Origin of the sequence: Variovorax sp. Varisp41, from assembly GCF_047325085.1 — a bacterium.
GTDB lineage: Bacteria > Pseudomonadota > Gammaproteobacteria > Burkholderiales > Burkholderiaceae_C > Variovorax.
The window spans coordinates 1143301-1160318 of sequence record NZ_CP168540.1; the positions used below are offsets into that span (position 1 = coordinate 1143301).

General features: G+C 70.9%; 15 protein-coding genes. 9 read left to right on the forward strand and 6 right to left on the reverse strand.

The annotated features are described in order from the left end of the window. Positions 1-81: 81 nt before the first annotated feature. Positions 82-1128 carry a FecR family protein gene (locus tag ACEN9J_RS05285; protein WP_413763518.1) on the forward strand — a complete coding sequence of 349 codons (1047 nt, stop codon included), beginning with the start codon at positions 82-84 and terminating at the stop codon, positions 1126-1128. Positions 1129-1234: 106 nt separating this feature from the next. Further along, positions 1235-3643: a TonB-dependent siderophore receptor gene (locus tag ACEN9J_RS05290; protein ID WP_413763519.1), complete on the forward strand. Its 2409-nt coding sequence runs from the start codon at positions 1235-1237 to the stop codon at positions 3641-3643. Between the two features lie 3 nt (positions 3644-3646). On the opposite strand, the gene ACEN9J_RS05295 is transcribed toward ACEN9J_RS05290, so the two are convergent. Beyond that, entirely contained in the window at positions 3647-5698 is a 2052-nt protein-coding gene (locus ACEN9J_RS05295) for a prolyl oligopeptidase family serine peptidase (RefSeq protein WP_413763520.1), read from the reverse strand. Between the two features lie 118 nt (positions 5699-5816). Between ACEN9J_RS05295 and ACEN9J_RS05300 the strand changes: the two genes are divergently transcribed. The 3 genes from ACEN9J_RS05300 (at position 5817) to ACEN9J_RS05310 (ending at position 8435) form a co-directional block, all read left to right on the forward strand. Next, positions 5817-6473 carry a response regulator gene (locus ACEN9J_RS05300; RefSeq protein ID WP_413763521.1) on the forward strand — a complete coding sequence of 219 codons (657 nt, stop codon included), beginning with the start codon at positions 5817-5819 and terminating at the stop codon, positions 6471-6473. Further along, positions 6470-7873 carry a sensor histidine kinase gene (locus ACEN9J_RS05305; protein ID WP_413763522.1) on the forward strand — a complete coding sequence of 468 codons (1404 nt, stop codon included), beginning with the start codon at positions 6470-6472 and terminating at the stop codon, positions 7871-7873. The genes ACEN9J_RS05300 and ACEN9J_RS05305 overlap by 4 nt, the downstream gene beginning before the upstream one ends. A gap of 85 nt (positions 7874-7958) precedes the next feature. Next, a complete protein-coding gene (locus ACEN9J_RS05310) occupies positions 7959-8435 on the forward strand; it encodes a VOC family protein (RefSeq protein ID WP_057590272.1) in 477 nt (158 codons plus the stop codon). Between the two features lie 3 nt (positions 8436-8438). Here the strand turns inward: ACEN9J_RS05310 and ACEN9J_RS05315 are convergent, their stop codons facing one another. From ACEN9J_RS05315 to ACEN9J_RS05330, 4 genes are all read right to left on the reverse strand, one after another. Beyond that, a complete protein-coding gene (locus ACEN9J_RS05315; RefSeq protein ID WP_057590271.1) occupies positions 8439-9851 on the reverse strand; it encodes an MATE family efflux transporter in 1413 nt (470 codons plus the stop codon). Further along, positions 9848-10417, reverse strand: coding sequence for a DUF2239 family protein (locus tag ACEN9J_RS05320; RefSeq protein WP_057590270.1), 570 nt, complete (start codon positions 10415-10417; stop codon positions 9848-9850). The genes ACEN9J_RS05315 and ACEN9J_RS05320 overlap by 4 nt, the downstream gene beginning before the upstream one ends. A 103-nt stretch (positions 10418-10520) precedes the next feature. Beyond that, on the reverse strand, positions 10521-10898 hold the full coding sequence (locus ACEN9J_RS05325) for a GIY-YIG nuclease family protein (protein ID WP_413763523.1): 378 nt from the start codon (positions 10896-10898) through the stop codon (positions 10521-10523). Positions 10899-10963: 65 nt separating this feature from the next. Next, positions 10964-11428 carry a hypothetical protein gene (locus tag ACEN9J_RS05330; RefSeq protein WP_413763524.1) on the reverse strand — a complete coding sequence of 155 codons (465 nt, stop codon included), beginning with the start codon at positions 11426-11428 and terminating at the stop codon, positions 10964-10966. Positions 11429-11637: 209 nt separating this feature from the next. On the opposite strand from ACEN9J_RS05330, the gene ACEN9J_RS05335 reads away from it, so the two are divergent. The 4 genes from ACEN9J_RS05335 to ACEN9J_RS05350 all read left to right on the forward strand — a co-directional run bounded on the left by ACEN9J_RS05335 (position 11638) and on the right by ACEN9J_RS05350 (position 16590). Continuing rightward, complete coding sequence (locus tag ACEN9J_RS05335) at positions 11638-14007, forward strand: Tex family protein (protein WP_413763525.1); 2370 nt, start codon at positions 11638-11640, stop codon at positions 14005-14007. Between the two features lie 62 nt (positions 14008-14069). Beyond that, the gene (locus ACEN9J_RS05340) at positions 14070-14312 is read left to right on the forward strand and encodes a type II toxin-antitoxin system prevent-host-death family antitoxin (protein ID WP_413763526.1); all 243 of its coding nucleotides are present in this window, start codon (positions 14070-14072) and stop codon (positions 14310-14312) included. Positions 14313-14420: 108 nt separating this feature from the next. After that, on the forward strand, positions 14421-15494 hold the full coding sequence (locus ACEN9J_RS05345; protein ID WP_057590266.1) for a patatin-like phospholipase family protein: 1074 nt from the start codon (positions 14421-14423) through the stop codon (positions 15492-15494). A gap of 103 nt (positions 15495-15597) precedes the next feature. Further along, positions 15598-16590 carry a tripartite tricarboxylate transporter substrate binding protein gene (locus tag ACEN9J_RS05350; RefSeq protein ID WP_057590265.1) on the forward strand — a complete coding sequence of 331 codons (993 nt, stop codon included), beginning with the start codon at positions 15598-15600 and terminating at the stop codon, positions 16588-16590. A 22-nt stretch (positions 16591-16612) separates the two neighbouring features. Here the strand turns inward: ACEN9J_RS05350 and ACEN9J_RS05355 are convergent, their stop codons facing one another. Next, positions 16613-16999 (reverse strand): DUF4150 domain-containing protein, encoded by a 387-nt coding sequence (locus ACEN9J_RS05355; protein WP_057590264.1) that lies wholly within the window; start codon positions 16997-16999, stop codon positions 16613-16615. Between the last annotated feature and the right edge of the window lie 19 nt (positions 17000-17018).

The following is a 17018-nucleotide window of genomic DNA, read 5'->3' on the forward strand; positions in this document are numbered from 1 at the left end:
CACGATGAACCGAAGAGAGACCGCGTCCTACAGGGTTGGCGCCCGCTCGTGCGTCTCCATCCCCAGGGACGCCCTCGCCACATGACTTCGACGCCATCACCGGAAGACGCATCGCGCCTGCGAGAGCAGGTGCTCGACTGGTTCGTGCGCCGCCAGCGCGAGGGCTGGAGCGCCGGCGAGGAGCGCGAGTTCCAGGCTTGGCTGGTGGCCGATTCGCGCCGCGGCGAGGCCTGGCGTGCCTGGGAATCGCGCTGGCGGGCCGTCGACGCGATCCCGGCCGCGACCGTGGCCGGCTGGCGCGAAGGCTTCGCGGGCCGCGCGGCCGCGCCCACGCGGCGCGGCTTCATGAAACCGGCGCTGGCGCTGGCCGCCACCGGCATGGCCGTCGGCGCCGGCTACCTGGGCTGGCGCGAACTGCAGGCGCAGCCGGTGTTCGTGCAGGCCTTCGCCACCCGGCGCGGCCAGCAGCTCGAACTGCCGCTGCCCGACAGCACGCGCCTGCGGCTCGACACCGCGACCCGCATCGAGGTGCAGCTGTTCCGCGACCGGCGCGAGGTGCGGCTGCTCGAGGGACAGGCGGTGTTCGCCGTGCAGTCCGATGCGCAGCGGCCGTTCTCGGTGCTGGCCGGGCCGCTGGAGGTGCGCGTGGTGGGCACCCGTTTCGCCGTGCGCCACACGCCGGGGATCGACGGCGCGGACGGCACGCGGGTGTCGGTGGAGGAGGGCCGGGTGCGGGTGGCGCGGCGCCACCGTACCGGGGACGGTGCCTGGGCCGCGCCCTCGGCCGCGAGCCTGCGCGAGGCGGTGTTCCTGGTCGCGGGCCAGCAGCTCGACAGCGATGCCCAGGGCCTGCTCGGCACGGTGGCGGCGGTGCCGGCCGAGGGCATCGCGCCCTGGCGCGAGCACCGGCTGAGCTTCGTCGACACGCCGCTGGCGCGCGCGCTGGCCGAACTCGAGCGCTACGGCAGCACCGGCCTGGTGGTGAACGATTCGGCCGTGGCGGCGCTGCGGCTGACCGGCACCTTCGATCCGCGCGATGCGCGCACCCTGCGCCGCGCGCTGCCGAGCGCCTTGCCGGTGCGGCTGAAGCAGGCCGGCGCGGTCACCGAGCTGGTCGCCGCGCACTGAGACAAGAGCGGCGCCGGAAAAAATTTTCGGCGGGGCTACGGTATTTCCCGCCCATCGTGCGTCAACCCAGATGAGAACCATTTGTATTCGAAATCTGGAAACGTAGATGAACTGCTTGACATCGAAGCCGGCACCGCTGGCCCTGGCCCTGGCGCTCGCGCTGGCCCACCTGACCGCATCGGCCCAGACGCTGCCGGCCGACCCGGTGCCGATCCGCATCGCGGCCCAGCCGCTGGCCCAGGCGCTCAACGACTGGGCGCGCCAGACCGGCGTGCAGCTCGTGGTGCAGCAGAGCCTGGTGGCGGGCAAGACCGCGCCGGCGGTCGCGGGCCGGCTCGCGCCGCGCCAGGCGCTCGACCAGCTGCTGGCCGGCAGCGGCCTGTCGGCCAGCGTGGAGGGCAACGCCGTGGTCATCCGCACGCTGGTGCCGGGCGCTTCCAATGCGTCGCTACCGGCCGTCACCGTGCAGGCCGAGGGCGAGCAGAGCGCCACCAGCCGGGTGCAGGGCTACGTGGCCCGGCGCAGCGCCACCGGCACCAAGACCGACACGCCGATCATCGAGACGCCGCAGTCGATCTCGGTGATCACGGCCGACCGCATCGAGGCCATGGGCGCCGCCAACCTCAAGGACGCGCTGGGCTACACGCCGGGCGTGTCGACCACCACCTATGGCGCCGATTCGCGCTACGACTGGATCTCGCTGCGCGGCTTCGATGCCTACTCGCCGGGCTTCTATCTCGACGGCCTGCCGCTGCGCAACAACAGCACCTGGGGCGTGTGGCGCACCGAGAACTACGGCGCCGAGCGCATCGAGCTGCTGCGCGGTCCCTCGTCGGTGCTCTATGGCATGAGCGGGCCGGGCGGGGTGGTGAACGTGGTCAGCAAGCGCCCGACGGCGGAGCCGGTGCACGAGCTGCAACTGCAGCTGGGTGACCACGCCCGCAAGCAGGTCGCAGGCGATTTCTCGGGTGCGCTGGATGCCGAGGGCAAGCTGCTCTATCGCATCACCGGACTGCTGCGCGATGCGCAACTGCCGGCGGCCAAGGAGGCCGACGACCGCAGCTACATCGCACCGTCGCTGACCTGGAAGCCGTCGAGCGACACCACGCTGACGCTGCTGTCCCAGTTCACCCGCACGCGCAGCGGTGTCTACACGCGCGCGCGGCCGCAGGTCGGCTCGCTCGATCCGACCGCGATCGGCAGCTACATCCCATCGAAATTGTTCGTCGGCGAACCCGGCTTCGACCGTTTCGACCAGGACCAGGAAATGGTCGGCTACCAGTTCGAGCACCGGATCGACGACACCTGGACGGTGCGGCAGAACGCACGCTATGCGCACCAGAAGCTCGACTACACGGGCACGCAGTTGCGCGGCTTCAATGCGCTGAACCCCGAGGTGCCGAACGATCCGGTCAACTTCCAGCAGATGGCGCGCAGCGTGTTTGGCAGCCGCGAGAACATCGCCGCCGTGGCGCTCGACAACCAGGCGCAGGCCGACTTCCGCACGGGCGAGGCGCAGCACAAGGTGCTGGTCGGGCTCGATTACCAGCGCACCCGGATCGACCAGGTCACCTTCAGCGGTGGCAGCGCGTCGCCGCTGAACATCCATGCGCCGGTGTACGGCGGGCCGATCGAATTGCCCGCGCCGTATTTCGACGGCATCACCCGGCTGACGCAGACCGGCCTGTACCTGCAGGACCAGGTCAAGTGGGGCGAGCGCTGGTCGCTGACCGTGGGCGGTCGCTACGACACGGCCGACAGCACGGTCTTCAGCCGCCTCGACGGCTCGACCCAGCGCATCCGCGACCACAAGTTCACCAGCCGCGCCGGCCTGGTCTACCTGCATCCGAGCGGCTGGGCGCCGTATCTGAGCTACTCGGAGTCGTTCGCGCCGACCGCCACCATCGACCCGGTCTCGGGCGACCCCTTCAAGCCAGAGAGCGGCAAGCAGTTCGAGGCCGGCGTGCGCTACCAGCCCACGGGCGGCAAGGCGATGTACAGCGCGGCCGTCTTCGACCTGCGGCGCAAGAACTACATCAGCTTCGACGGCGATGCCAAGCCCAGGCAGACGGGCGAGATCTCGGTGCGCGGCCTGGAGCTCGAGGCCACGGCCGAGGTCGCGCCGCGCATGAACCTCACGGCCTCCTACAGCTACACGCCGCGCGCCATCGTCACGGCCAGCAGCAATCCGGACGAGATCGGCAAGCAGGCCACGGCCGTGCCGCGCCACCGGTTTTCGGTCTGGGCCGACTACCGCTTTTCCAACGGCCTGAAGGTCGGACTGGGGGCGCGCTACACCGGCACCAACCACGGCGACGGCGAAGCCACGCGACCGAGCAAGGTCCCCGCATCCACGGTGCTCGACGCCATGCTCGGCTACGACATCGATCGCTGGACCCTGGCGCTGAACCTGCGCAACCTCACCAACAAGACCTACATCGCCAACTGCGGCTACGGCAACTGCTACTACGGCTATCCGCGCACCGCGACGGCCACGGCCACCTACCGCTGGTAGGCCTCAGGAGCGCGGCATCAGCTCGTAGAAGTCGAAGCCGTTGCTGCGTCCGCCGAGGCAGCCGGCCAGCGTGTCCTCGACCTTGCGCCACAGCGCGAGCCGGTTGCGCCACTTGCGCACGCTGTGGCCCTCGTCGGGAAAGCTCAGGAAGTCCACCGGCCGGCCGAGCCGGCGCAGTTCGGCCACCACGTCGTCCGAATCCTGGCGCAGCACGCGCACGTCGTTGGCGCCGTGGATCACCAGCAGCGGCGCCTCGATGCGCTCGAGCTGCGACACCGGCGAATCGCGCAGCATGCGCGCGCGTTCCTCGGGCTGGTTCACGTCGCCGAAGAAGCGCGCGAAGTAGTGGCGGTTGCGCCAGAACGGCGGCCAGTTCTCGATCACGCGCGGCCAGTTGGCCACGCCGACGATGTCGATGCCGCAGCGGTAGTCGTGCGGCTTGCGGATCAGCTGCGCGAGCACCGAGAAGCCGCCGAAGCTGGCGCCGAGCACCGCCATGCGCCGCGGATCGGCCACGCCCTGGTCGATGGCCCACTGCGCGGCCTCGGCGATGTCCTGCTGCAGCCGGCCGCTGGTCTGGCCCGCGCCGGCCAGCATGAAGGCGCGGCCGTAGCCGCCCGAGCCGCGGTAGTTGACCTGCAGCACCGCATAGCCGCGGTTGGCGAGCATCTGCACGGTGTTGAAGCCCGCGGGTTGCCAGTGGTCGCGGATCCAGGGGCCGCCGTGGATGTAGACCACCAGCGGCACCGGGCCGCGCACGCCGCGCGGGCGCGCCAGGTAGCCGTGGATGCGCAGGCCGTCCGAGGCTTCGAAGGAGAAGGGCTCGCTCGGCGAGAAGAAGCGCTCGGCGTGCTCGCTCGGCGGCGGTGCGAGCCGCGTCAGGGCGTGGCTGTCGCGGTCGAGCAGCAGTTCGATGCCGCCGGTCTCGGTGACGGCGCGCAGCACCATGCGCCGCTGGCCGAGCGCGCTGCTCTGCGGGCGCGCGACCACGGGATCGGCGGCGAGCCAGCCGCGTTCGCGTGCGAGCTTCATGGCGGCGGCCACCTCCGCGTCGAGCGTGGCGTCGAGGTAGCGGATGCGCGGGCGGCCGGGCTCGGAGGTCCAGGCCTGCGGCGCGCCCTCGTTCGGCGGGAAGTAGACGGCCCCGAGGTCGACCTGGTCGTCCTCGGCCAGCACCTTCTCGGCGCCGGTGGCGAGGTCGGCCTCGACCAGCGCCAGCTTGTCGCGCCCGATGTTGCCGAGCGCCCAGAGCCGGCCGCCGGCGCGGTCGATGCGCAGCGGCGCGTAGGCATCGAAGGCCACGATGGTCTTGAAGGGGCGCCAGCTGCCGTCGGCCTGGCGCAGCTCCACCAGCAGGTCGGAGCCGTCGACGCTGCCGAGCTGGCGCATGCGCGCGGCCGGCTCGCGACGGGTGTCGACGTACCAGGCGACCACGCGGCTGCCGGGCTCGCCGCGCGCCACCTCGCGCACGCTGCGGGTACTCGGGTCGGCCTCGAACAGGTCGAGGCTGGTGCGGTCGTTGCGGTTGCTCGCGAAGAAGAAGTTCGGGCTGCCGGGCGCGCCGCCGATGACGCCGGTCGAGCGCACGCCGGGCCAGGGCGTGACGGCCCAGGGTCTGGCCTCGGGCGACTGGCTGTCGAGCACGAAGATCTGCGTGTTCTCGTCGCCGCTCGCGTCCTTGAGGTAGGCGATGTGGCGGCTGTCGGGCAGCCAGGCGTAGGCGGCCCCGCTCGCGAGCGTGCCGGTGGCGAAGCTGCGCGTGCTGGCCGACTGCACCGTGGCCGCGTCGGCGCTGTCGCGCACGGCCAGGCCCACGTCGGTGCCGACGGTCTGCACCCACAGCAGCTTGCGGCCGTCGGGCGACAGCACATGGCCGCCGACCGTGTCGACATTGGCGACGAAGCGGCGCATCGGCACCAGCGGCGGCAGCGTCCGGTCCTGGCTGGCCCGGGCCAGCGCCGGATGGGTGGGCGCGGTGGCGCAGGCGGACAGCAGCAGCGCGCCGGCGGCGCAGGCCAGGGCGAGCAGGGCGGTGGGGCGAAAGTCGCGGCGCATGGTTCCGGTTCCTGGAGACGGTGGCCGGCGATTGTGCGAAGCCCGACCTTGGGCGAAGCCAAAGATGGCGCGCCCTGTCTTTGGCTGGCCCGAAGGTCGGCGCGCGCACAATCGCCGCGTGCACATCCTGCTGATCGAAGACGACCTCGACCTGGGCCGCGCGCTGCAGGCCGCGCTCAAGGTGGACGGCCTCACGAGCGAATGGCTGCGCCGCGCCCGAGACGCGCCGCGCGTGCCCGATGCGGCCGTGTTCGACTGCGTGCTGCTCGACCTCTCGCTGCCCGACGGCAACGGCTTCGAACTGCTGGCGCGCTGGCGCGGCGCGGGCGGCGCGGTGCCGGTGATCGTGATCACCGCGCGCTCGGCGGTCGAGGACCGGCTGGCCGGCCTCGATGGCGGCGCCGACGACTTCGTCATCAAGCCCTTCGCCACCGCCGAGCTGATCTCGCGCATCCGCGCGGTGCTGCGGCGCTCGGCGCGCCAGGCCAGCGAGGTCTGGACGCTGGGGCCGCTGTCGATCGCGCCGCGGCGCCACCAGGCCACGCTCGCGGGCAGCGCGCTCGAGCTGTCGCCGCGCGAATTCAGGCTGCTGCTCGAGCTGGCGCGCGAGCCCGGCGCGGTGGTCGCCAAGGGCGTGCTCGCGCAGCGGCTGGAACCGCTGGGCGAGCCGCTGGACTTCGCGGCGGTCGAGGTCCACGTGTCGAACCTGCGGCGCAAGATCGGCGCCACGCGCGTGCACACGGTGCGCGGCGTGGGCTACATGTTGACGCCATGAACCGTCTGTCGTTCGCATGGCCCGGCCCCAGCATCGGCCGGCGCGTGCTGGCCGCGATGCTGATCGCCTTCGTCGGCGTCTGGCTGATGCTGCTGGCCTACTTCTACGTCGAGTTCCGCCAGGCGCTCGCGGTCGACCAGGGGCTGAAGAAGCTGGGCCGCGCGATGAGCGCCTCGCTGCGCGAGGTCGACAGCGACGCGCAGGCGGTGGGCGTGATGCGTTCGACCGCGACCCAGTTCAGGACCCTGCGCATCAGCGGCAATCCGGGCGGCAGCGTGTGGATGGAACTGCGCCGGCGCGACGATGGCGCGGTGCTCTACCGCTCGGCCTCGCTCGGCGACCGGGTGCTCGATGCGCCGGCGCCGCAGGTGATCGAGCGCGATTTCGATGGCGTCTCGTACTGGGTCCACGGCACCGAGGCCGGCCGCTGGCGGCTGCAGCTCGCCGAGCCGCGCATCACGGGCTGGTGGGTGCTCGAGCGCAACGCCACGCGCCTGCTGCCCTACCTGCTGCTGGCCTTTCCGATCGTGCTGCTGCCGGTGTGGCTGGCGGTGCGGCTCGGGCTGCGGCCGCTGCAGCGATTGGCCGACCTCATCGCGCGGCGCGGCAGCAGCGACCTGTCGCCGATCGGCTACGACCCGCCCCAGGCCGAGCTCAAGCCGCTGACCTCGGCGCTCGAGCGCATGCTGCGCCAGCTGCGCGACAAGCTCAGGCAGGAGCGCGCCTTCGTGCACGACGCGGCGCACGAGCTGCGCACGCCGATGGCGGTGATCGCCGCGCAGGCCCATGCGCTGGCGGGCGCGGCCGATGCCGCCGAGCGCGAGCGCGCGCAGCTGCATCTGGAGCAGGCGATCGCGCGCGCCTCGCATCTCACGCAGCAACTGCTCGACCTGGCGCTGCTCGACGATGCGCAGCCTTCGGCCCCGAAGCGCGTCGACGTGGCGCAGTTCGCGCGCGGGCTGCTCGCGCAGGCGGCGCCGCAGGCCATGGCACGCGGCATCGAGCTGGCGCTCGAGGCGCCCGACAGCCTGCAGGCCGAGGTCGACGTGCCGGCGCTGCAGTCGGTGCTGGAGAACCTGCTGCACAACGCGATCCGCCATGTGCCCGACGGCGCGCAGGTGGCGATGACGCTGCGTGTGGAAGACGGCCGCCTCGCGCTGCTGGTGGCCGACGACGGGCCCGGCATTCCCGCGGCCGAGCGCGAGCGGGTGTTCGAGCGCTTCCACCGCGGCGAGGGCGCGCACGAGACGCCGGGCTCGGGCCTGGGCCTCGCGATCGTGAAACAGGCGGTGCACCGCATGGGCGGCGAGGTGGCCATCGTCGACGGCCTGGCGCCGGGGCGCGGCGTGGGTTTCAGCGTCCGGCTGCCGCTTGCGGGCCGCACGAACACTTACGGCTGAAGGGCATCGCCCGGGTTGACAGCAGCCGCGCGCAGCTTCGATACTGAACTTGCAGGTTCATCAATCAAGCTCCAAGGAGATACCCATGCAAAGAATCGTTCCCTGCCTCTGGTTCGACGGCAATGGCGAGGAGGCATTGAAGTTCTACAGCGCGATCTTCCCGAATTCGCGCGTGACCGACACCCTGCTGTGGGGCGACGTCAACCCGGCCAAGAAGGGCTCGCTGCTCACCGCCACCTTCGAGCTCGACGGCCAGGCGTTCATGGTGCTCAACGGCGGCCCCGAGTACAAGTTCACCCCGGCCATCTCGATGTACGTGAGGTGCGAGACCCAGGCCGAGGTCGACCACTACTGGGACAAGCTGCTCGAGGGCGGCGGCCAGCCGGTGCAGTGCGGCTGGCTCACCGACCGCTTCGGCGTCTCGTGGCAGGTCGCGCCCGACGCGATCATCCGGATGTTCCAGGACAAGGATCCCGCGAAGGCCAAGCGCGCGATGGAAGCGATGATGAAGATGGTCAAGCTCGACATCGCCACCGTGAAGAAGGCCTTCGACGGCGCTTGATCGCTACACCAGCCGCTTGATCGCCTTCTTGCGCCACACCAGCTGGTAGTACGCGGTCTGCAGCAGCAGCATCGCGCCGAAGGTCACCGGGTAGGCATACCAGATGCCGTCCAGGCCGATGCGGTGGCTCATGAACCAGGCCACCGGCACCTCGAGGCCGAGCAGGCAGGCGATCGAGATCAGCGTGGGCACCAGCACCGAGCCGCTGGCGCGCATGATCCCCGACAGCGCCGAGGCCATGCCGAAGATCACCAGGCTCCACAGCATGATGTGCAGCAGCTCCTGGGCGATCTCGATCACCGGCGCGCTGGTGATGAAGAAGCCCATCAGCGGCCGCGAGAACAGGTAGCCCAGCAGCACCAGGCCGCCGGTGAGCAGCAGGTTCATCATCAGCGCCGTGCGCGCGATGGCGCCGAGGCGGTCGGCGCGGCCGGCGCCGATGGCCTGCGCGCCGAGGATCGAGGCCGTGATCGCGATCGAGATGGCCGGGAACTGCACATAGGCCACGACCTGGTTGACCGCGCCGTAGGCGGCCGTGGCGCTCGAGCCGTAGCCGTTGACCAGCGACAGCAGCACCACCTCGGCCAGCGCCACCACGATCATCTGCACGCCCGTGGGCACGCCGACCTTGAGCACGGTCTTGAGCAGTTGCGGGTCGATGCGCATGCTGCGCAGGAAGACCGCGTCGGGCGCGAGCGGGCTGTTGCGCCGGCGCAGCCGCCAGCCCAGCCACAGGGTCGCGACCAGGAACGAGAGCACCGAACCCCAGGCGCCGCTCGTCACGCCCAGCTGCGGCAGGCCGCCCCAGCCGCGGATCAGGGCCGGCGTGACGAGCATGCCGATGGTGGTGGAGATCAGCAGCGTGAGCAGCGGCGTGACGGTGTCGCCCACGCCGCGCAGCATCGCGGTCGAGATCAGGAACACGAACACGCCGGGCATCGCGATCAGCATGATCCGGGCATAGCGCGTGGCCTCGGCCAGCACGTCGGGCGGCGTGCCCAGCGCCGCCAGCAGCGGCGTGGTGAAGGCGCCGCCGAACACCGCGATCACCAGGCCCATCAGGATGCCCACGCTCAGCGTGGTGCCGGCCACCGCTTTGGCGCGGGCGACGTCGCGCGCGCCCCAGGCCTGGCCGATCAGCACCGAGGCGCCGGCGCCCAGGCCGATCACGAAGGCGATGAAGAAGAAGAACACCGGGAAGAAGCTCGAGACCGCGGCCAGCGCGGTCACGCCGATCATCTGGCCGATGTAGATGTTGTTGAGCGTGCCCGACAGCGACTGCAGGATGTTGCTCAAGAGCATGGGGGCGAGGAAGAACAGGAAGGTCTTCCACAGGGCGCGCGGCGCGCCCACGGGTGCCACGGGCGTGCCCTGGAGGCCGCTCGGGTTGGGGGCTGTGTCTGTCTTGGCGTTCATTCGTGGGTCCAGCTCGCGCCGGAGAGTTCTTGGAGGTGGGCCCGCAGGTCCTCGGGCCAGGTCGAAATGTGTTGCTCGAAGCGCTCGCGCTCGAGCGCGAACAGGGCGCGCATGGCTTCCTCGAAACCGGGCAGGTTGCCGGCCAGCACGGTCATCACGCCGTAGGTGGCTTCCCGCGCCGCGCGTGCGGCATCGCGCCCCGCGTTGACGCGGCGTGCCTCGTCGATCAGCCGGCGCAGCGCGACCGAGGCGCCGCCGGGCTGGCGGCCCAGCCATTCCCACTGGCGCGGCAGCAGCGTGACCTCGCGCGCCACCACGCCGAGCTTGGGGCGGCCGACGCCGCGCGGCGGCTCGCCGGCCGGCGCCGGTGGCTCGCGCAGGTCGAGGTCGATCTGCGCGCCGCTTTGGTCATCGAACACCAGGTACGGCGTGTCGTCGGTGCGCGCGCGCAGCGCGGCGACCAGCTCGGCGCGCGAGCCGCGTGCGATGCGGTGGAAGCCGGCGAAGGCGGTCAGGGTGGACGCGGGATCGGCGCAGGCCGGGAGGGAGGAAGTCTCGAGGGTCATGGAGGCGGAGCGGTAATTTACCCGGGCGCAATGAAGAAAGCCTGACTTTTCTTGCGGCCGGCGAAGGAGGAGGGCGAGGGGGACGGCGGGCACCGGCGAAGGCTCAGGCGCGCGGTCGCGCCGGGCCGTTGTAGCCCTGCGCGCCATGGCAGCCGGACTCCTCGGCCCAGAGCTCGAACAGCGCCTCGAGTTCGGCCGCGCGGTCGAAGGCCGGGTCGTCGCGCTCCTTCACGCGCGCCAGTTCCTCGAAGGCGAAGGCCTCGGCGCCCAGCGCGATCCAGTCCTGCTGCAGCGCCTTGTTGCGGTGGCTGCGCAGGTTGAGCTCGAAGCGCTGGCGGTTCATCGCGCCCACGATGTCGAGCGCGGCCGCGGCATAGACCCGGCCCGTCTTCAGGTTGCGGATCGCGAACACGCCGGCGGGGAGCGTGCTGTCCTTGTACTGCCGGGTGAGGGCGCGCCGTGATTCCTGGGAAAGTGTCATGGCGCCAATTTTACCCGGGTTAAATTTAATCCATCAATATACCCGGGTAAAAATAGGCGCGCGCCTCAAACCCCGCGCAGGCGCCGCCAGGCCCGCAGCGCGCGCCGGTTGAAGGCATGCACCAGCCGCCAGGGCCGGCTCTGCCGCACCAGGCCCAGCACCCGGTCCTTCCAGGCCTTCCAGCGCGGATACCAGCGCGCGAACAGCGGGATGCGCATCAGCGTGCCCTCGACGAGCTGGAAGATCCGTGCCACCACCGCGGTGCCGGCCAGCTTGGCCGCGACCAGCACCGCCACGCCGCTGCCCGCGTGGCCATGGCTGAACAGGAACAGCGCCAGCACCTTGACCGGCAACAGCAGCAGCACCGGCAGCAGGAAGGCCAGCAGCGCACCCCAGGGCGGCAGGCCGCGCAGCCAGGTCTCGGCGCGCGCCCACAGCGGCAGTCGGGCCAGCCGCGCCGCGAGCGCGGCCAGCGGTTCCCAGCCCCATTCCTCGAACAGCAGCAAGGGCACCAGCAGCACGGCGAACACCGTCCGTAACAACTTGCCGAAGCGGGACGGCGGCCGGCGCGGGCCAGGGGAGGAGGGTGGTTGCACGGTGGGGAGGTGGGGGCGTGGAGCGGTCGGACAAGTGTCCGCGCCCGGTGGCCGGACGCCATTTTCACTATGGCAAACTCGCGCGCTTCATTCGACCAACGCGACCGGCCGGCCGGGAGCAGCGGCAGGGACGCCACTCAGCAATGCAGAAAATCATTCGCCAGCTCGCCGCCGAAATCAAGGTGGGCGAGCATCAGGTGAAGGCCGCCGTCGAACTGCTCGACGGGGGCGCCACGGTTCCATTCATCGCGCGCTACCGCAAGGAAGCCACCGACGGCCTCGACGACACCCAGCTGCGCGAGCTCGAGGCGCGCCTGAGCTACCTGCGCGAACTCGAGGACCGCCGCGCCGCGGTGGTCAAGGCCATCGACGAACAGGGCAAGCTCACGCCCGAACTGCGCGCCGCGATCGAACTCGCGCCGACCAAGCAGGAGCTGGAAGACCTGTACCTGCCGTTCAAGCAGAAGCGCCGCACCAAGGGCCAGATCGCGCGCGAGTTCGGCATCGAGCCGCTGGCCGACAAGCTGCTGGCCGACCCCACGCTCGATCCCGCCGTGGAGGCCAAGGCCTTCCTGCAGCCCGCCACCACGCTCGACGACGGCAAGCCCGGCCCCGACTTCTCGACCGTGCCCGCCGTGCTCGACGGCGTGCGCGACATCCTCTCGGAACGCTGGGCCGAGGACGCCGTGCTGGTGCAGCGCCTGCGCGAATGGCTCTGGAACGAGGGCCTGCTCAAGTCCAGCCTGATGAGCGGCAAGGACGAGAACAACGCCGACGTCGCCAAGTTCCGCGACTACTTCGACTACGACGAGCCGATCGGCCGCGTGCCCTCGCACCGCGCGCTGGCCGTGTTCCGCGGCCGCGCGCTCGACATCCTCGACGCCAAGCTGGTGCTGCCGGTGGAGCCCGAGCCGGGCAAGCCCAGCGTCGCCGAAGGCCGCATCGCGCTGCACCTGGGCTGGAGCCATGCCGGCCGCCCGGCCGACGACCTGCTGCGCAAGTGCGTGGCCTGGACCTGGCGCGTGAAGCTCGCGCTGTCGACCGAGCGCGACCTGTTCACGCGCCTGCGCGAGGACGCCGAGAAGGTCGCGATCAAGGTCTTCGCCGACAACCTGCGCGACCTGCTGCTGGCCGCCCCGGCCGGCCCGCGCGTGGTGATGGGCCTGGACCCCGGCATCCGCACCGGCGTGAAGGTGGCGGTGGTCGATGCCACCGGCAAGCTGGTCGAGACCGCGACCGTGTTCCCGCACGAACCGCGCAAGGACTGGGAAGGGTCGCTGCACACCCTCGGCAAGCTCTGCGCCAAGCACGGCGTGAACCTGATCGCGATCGGCAACGGCACCGCCAGCCGCGAGACCGACAAGCTCGCGGCCGACCTGATCAAGCTGCTCGCGAAGATGGCGGCCCAGGCCGGCGCGCCCGAGATGAAGGTCGACAAGGTGGTGGTCAGCGAGGCCGGCGCCTCGGTCTATTCGGCCAGCGAGTTCGCGGCCCAGGAGATGCCCGACGTCGACGTCAGCCTGCGCGGCGCCGCCTCCATCGCGCGCCGGCTGCAGGACCCGCTGGCCGAGCTCGTGAAGATCGACCCCAAGAGCATCGGCGTGGGCCAGTACCAGCACGACGTGAACCAGAGCGAGCTCGCGCGCACCCTGCAGGCCGTGGTCGAAGACTGCGTGAACTCGGTGGGCGTGGACCTCAATACCGCGAGCGTGCCGCTCCTGAGCCGCGTCTCGGGCCTGTCCTCGGCCGTGGCCAAGGCCGTGGTGCGCTGGCGCGATGCCAACGGCGCCTTCGGCACCCGCAAGCAGCTGCTCGAGGTCACGGGCTTCGGCCCCAAGGCCTTCGAGCAGAGCGCGGGCTTCCTGCGCATCCGCGGCGGCACCGATCCGCTCGACGTCACCGGCGTGCATCCCGAGACCTATCCGCTGGTCGAGCAGATCATCGTCAAGACCGGCAAGCCCATCGCCGAGCTGATGGGCCGCGCCGACATGCTCAAGACGCTCAAGCCCGAGCTGTTCGCCAACGAGAAGTTCGGCGTCATCACCGTGAAGGACATCCTCGGCGAACTCGAGAAGCCCGGCCGCGACCCGCGCCCCGACTTCAAGGTGGCGCGCTTCAACGACGGCGTGGAGGACATCGCCGACCTGCAGGAGGGCATGATCCTCGAGGGCACCGTGAGCAACGTCGCCCAGTTCGGCGCCTTCATCGACCTCGGCGTGCACCAGGACGGCCTGGTCCACGTGAGCCAGCTGAGCCACAAGTTCGTCAACGACGCGCGCGAGGTCGTGAAGACCGGCGACATCGTCAAGGTGAAGGTGATGGAGGTCGACGTGGCGCGCAAGCGCATCGGCCTGTCGATGAAGCTCGACGCCGCGCCCGCGCGCCGCGACGGCCCGCGCGACAACCGCTTCGAAGGCGCCGGCCGCGGCCACCAGCCGCGCCGCGACAACACGCCGCAGCCCTCGGGGCAGATGGCGAATGCGTTTGCGAAGTTGCAGGGGTTGCGCAAGTAGGCGGTGCCGCGAAGCGCCTAAGGTCGAGCCAGTCTGAAGGGGTGTCTGTGAGAACCTGGTCAGTGCGAGATGCGAAGGCACGTTTTGACGAGCTCATCGAGGCCTGCCGGACAGAGGGGCCGCAAACAGTGACAGAGCGTGGCACCCCGGTGGCCGTGCTCGTTCCTGCCATGCAGTGGTCGCGTTCGCGTGCTTCGGCCCGACTGTCGCTCAAGGCGCTGCTGCTTGCCGCCGATGCGCGCACCGAGTTTCTGACTCCCGAGCGCGGAGTCGCGCGCAGGCGGGTTCCTCCATTGCCGCGTTGAGCGAAGAGAGCAAATGAATCCGTTCGGCATCGATGCCATGACGCGCAACGTCGCCGACTTCGCGAATTTCGGCGTCGCGCTGCTCAATCCCTTCGAGCACGGCAAGCCATGAAAGCCCTGCGCATCTACGCCGGCCCCGCCGCGCGCCGGCACATCGAGGCCCAGGGCCTGCGGCCGCAGGATGTGCGCACCATCCCCGGCGCGGCCGGCGGTCCCAAGGGGCTGATCCTCGGGCCGATCGACCGCTTCGTCTTCGGCGAGTGGCTCACGCAGTCCAGCCAGCCGGTGCACCTGGTGGGCGCGTCGATCGGCGCCTGGCGGCTGGCCACGGCCTGCCTCGGCGATCCGGTCGCGGCCTTCGAGCGCTTCGAGCACGACTACGTGCGCCAGCAGTTCGAGGTGCCGCCGGGACAGAAGCGGCTGAGCCCGCACCAGCTGAGCGAGCGCTTCGCCGAGAGCCTGCAGGCCTTCTATGGCGGGCGCATCGGCGAGGTGCTCGCGCATCCGCGCTACCGGCTGCACGTGGTGACCTCGCGCGGGCGCCACATCCTCGGGCGCGAGGGCAGGGCGCGCACGCCGGTCGGCTACCTCGGCGCCTTCGCCTCGAACAGCGTGCACCGCAAGACCCTGGGCGCCTGGCTCGAGCGCTGCGTGTTCTCCACGCCCGGCGCCGAGCTGCCCTTCGGCACGCGCGACTTCCGCACCCGCCAGCATGCGCTGCGCGAGGACAACTTCAACCTGGTGCTGCAGGCCTCGTGCTCGATCCCGTTCCTGCTGGCCGCGGTGCACGACATCCCGGGCGCGCCGCGCGGCGCCTACTGGGACGGCGGCATCACCGACTACCACCTGCACCTCGACTACCAGCCGGTCGACGACGGCCTGGTGCTGTACCCGCATTTCCAGCGCGCGGTGGTGCCGGGCTGGCTCGACAAGGGGCTGCGCTGGCGCCACAAGTCGACGGGCTTCCTCGACCGCATGGTGGTGCTGGCGCCCGATCCCGACTGGGTGAAGACGCTGCCCAACGGCAAGCTGCCCGATCGCAAGGACTTCATCCATTTCCAGAACGACGCGCAGGCGCGCATCGCGGCCTGGACGCGGGCCACGCGCGAGGCCCAGCGGCTTTCGGACGAACTGCGGGAATGGCTGGCGCGCGGCAGCGCGGCCGAGATCCTGCCGCTCTGAGCGGCGCCGGGCAAACCCTGAACGGGCACGCGGCCCGCGCTTCGAGAATGGCCCGCATGCCGTCCGCCCCGGACGGCGCATAACAAGCAGGAGACCGTTCCCGATGCCCCATGCCCTGATGTCGCGCCGCCGCTTCGCCACCGCCACCTCCGCCGCCGGTGCGGCCGCCACGCTCGGCCTGCCGGTGCTCGCGCAGAGCGCCTGGCCCAACAAGCCGATCCGCATCGTCGTGCCCTACACGCCCGGCGGCTTCACCGACCAGATGGCGCGGCTGGTGCAGATCGGGCTGCAGACGCGGCTGGGCCAGCCGGTGCTGATCGACAACAAGCCCGGCGCCAACAGCCTGATCGGCGTCGATGCGGTCGCCAAGGCCGCGCCCGACGGCAGCACCTTCGGCGTGGTGATCGCGGCCTATGCGGCCAACACCTCGCTCTATCCGAAACTGCCCTACGACCCGCGCAAGGACCTCGCGGGCGTGTCGCTGATGGGCGTGTCGCCGCTGCTCGCGGCGGTCAACCTCGACGCGCCGTTCAAGACCGCGCGCGAGCTGATCGACTACGCGCGCGCGAATCCCGGCAAGGTGAGCTTCGGCTCGTCGGGCAACGGCTCGGCCGCGCACCTCACGACCGAGCTGTGGAAGTCGCTCACGAAGACCTACATGATCCACATCCCGTACCGCGGCGCGGTGCCGGCGCTGACCGACCTGATGGGCGGGCAGATCCAGCTCTTCTTCGATGCGCCCACCGGGCTCATCAACCAGGCCAAGGCCGGCAAGATCCGGTTGATCGGCGTGGCGGGCGACAAGCGGCTGCCCGCGGTGCCGGACGTGCCGACCTTCATCGAGCAGGGTTTCGCGGGCTTCACCGGCAGCACCTGGGCCGGCATGCTCGCGCCGGCCGGCACGCCGCGCGAGATCGTCAAGCGCATGTCGGACGAGGTGGCGCGCATCATCAAGAGCGACGAGACGCGCGCGAAGCTCGATGCGATGGGCACCTTTCCGGCCGGCGGCACGCCCGAGGAGTTCGATGCCTTCATCGCGTCGGAGACCGCGAAGTGGGGCGCGGTGATCCGCACCGCGGGCGTGAAGGCGGAGTAGCACCAGCCCGGCCGTCGAAGGCTCAGGCCGCCAGCACCAGCACCTTGAACTGGCTCGGCACGATCCGCATGCCGACGATATTGCAGCGGTTCTGCACCGACAGGCTGGTCATGCGCGTGCACGGCGTGCCCTTGAGCAGCACGGTGAAGGCGCCCGTGATGTGGCGCGAAGGCCCCATCACCGTCTGCGAGACCACGCCCATCAGCACGCCCGCGTTGTCGCCGTTGGTGATCGGCGTGACGGTCGCCATGTTGTGGGCCGGCGTGCCGCCGTAGAGGATGTTCCAGGCGTTGGGAATCGCGGTCGGGCCCAGCGCGATGTTGGGGTAGGGGATGGGCAAGGCCGGTGGCGTCTTGCAGACGTCGGGGAAGGCGAGGTCGACGCCCATCATCTGTGCATTGGCGAACATGGTGGCTGCTCCTTTCTGG

Excerpts from the sequence above, each read along its gene's own strand:
- ACEN9J_RS05335 (WP_413763525.1), top strand. The coding sequence starts at position 11,638 with ATGCAGAAAATCATTCGCCAGCTCGCCGCCGAAATCAAGGTGGGCGAG.
- ACEN9J_RS05355 (WP_057590264.1), bottom strand. The coding sequence starts at position 16,999 with ATGTTCGCCAATGCACAGATGATGGGCGTCGACCTCGCCTTCCCCGAC.
- ACEN9J_RS05305 (WP_413763522.1), top strand. The coding sequence starts at position 6,470 with ATGAACCGTCTGTCGTTCGCATGGCCCGGCCCCAGCATCGGCCGGCGC.
- ACEN9J_RS05315 (WP_057590271.1), bottom strand. The coding sequence starts at position 9,851 with ATGAACGCCAAGACAGACACAGCCCCCAACCCGAGCGGCCTCCAGGGC.
- ACEN9J_RS05350 (WP_057590265.1), top strand. The coding sequence starts at position 15,598 with ATGCCCCATGCCCTGATGTCGCGCCGCCGCTTCGCCACCGCCACCTCC.
- ACEN9J_RS05285 (WP_413763518.1), top strand. The coding sequence starts at position 82 with ATGACTTCGACGCCATCACCGGAAGACGCATCGCGCCTGCGAGAGCAG.
- ACEN9J_RS05295 (WP_413763520.1), bottom strand. The coding sequence starts at position 5,698 with ATGCGCCGCGACTTTCGCCCCACCGCCCTGCTCGCCCTGGCCTGCGCC.
- ACEN9J_RS05320 (WP_057590270.1), bottom strand. The coding sequence starts at position 10,417 with ATGACCCTCGAGACTTCCTCCCTCCCGGCCTGCGCCGATCCCGCGTCC.
- ACEN9J_RS05290 (WP_413763519.1), top strand. The coding sequence starts at position 1,235 with ATGAACTGCTTGACATCGAAGCCGGCACCGCTGGCCCTGGCCCTGGCG.
- ACEN9J_RS05345 (WP_057590266.1), top strand. The coding sequence starts at position 14,421 with ATGAAAGCCCTGCGCATCTACGCCGGCCCCGCCGCGCGCCGGCACATC.
- ACEN9J_RS05310 (WP_057590272.1), top strand. The coding sequence starts at position 7,959 with ATGCAAAGAATCGTTCCCTGCCTCTGGTTCGACGGCAATGGCGAGGAG.
- ACEN9J_RS05325 (WP_413763523.1), bottom strand. The coding sequence starts at position 10,898 with ATGACACTTTCCCAGGAATCACGGCGCGCCCTCACCCGGCAGTACAAG.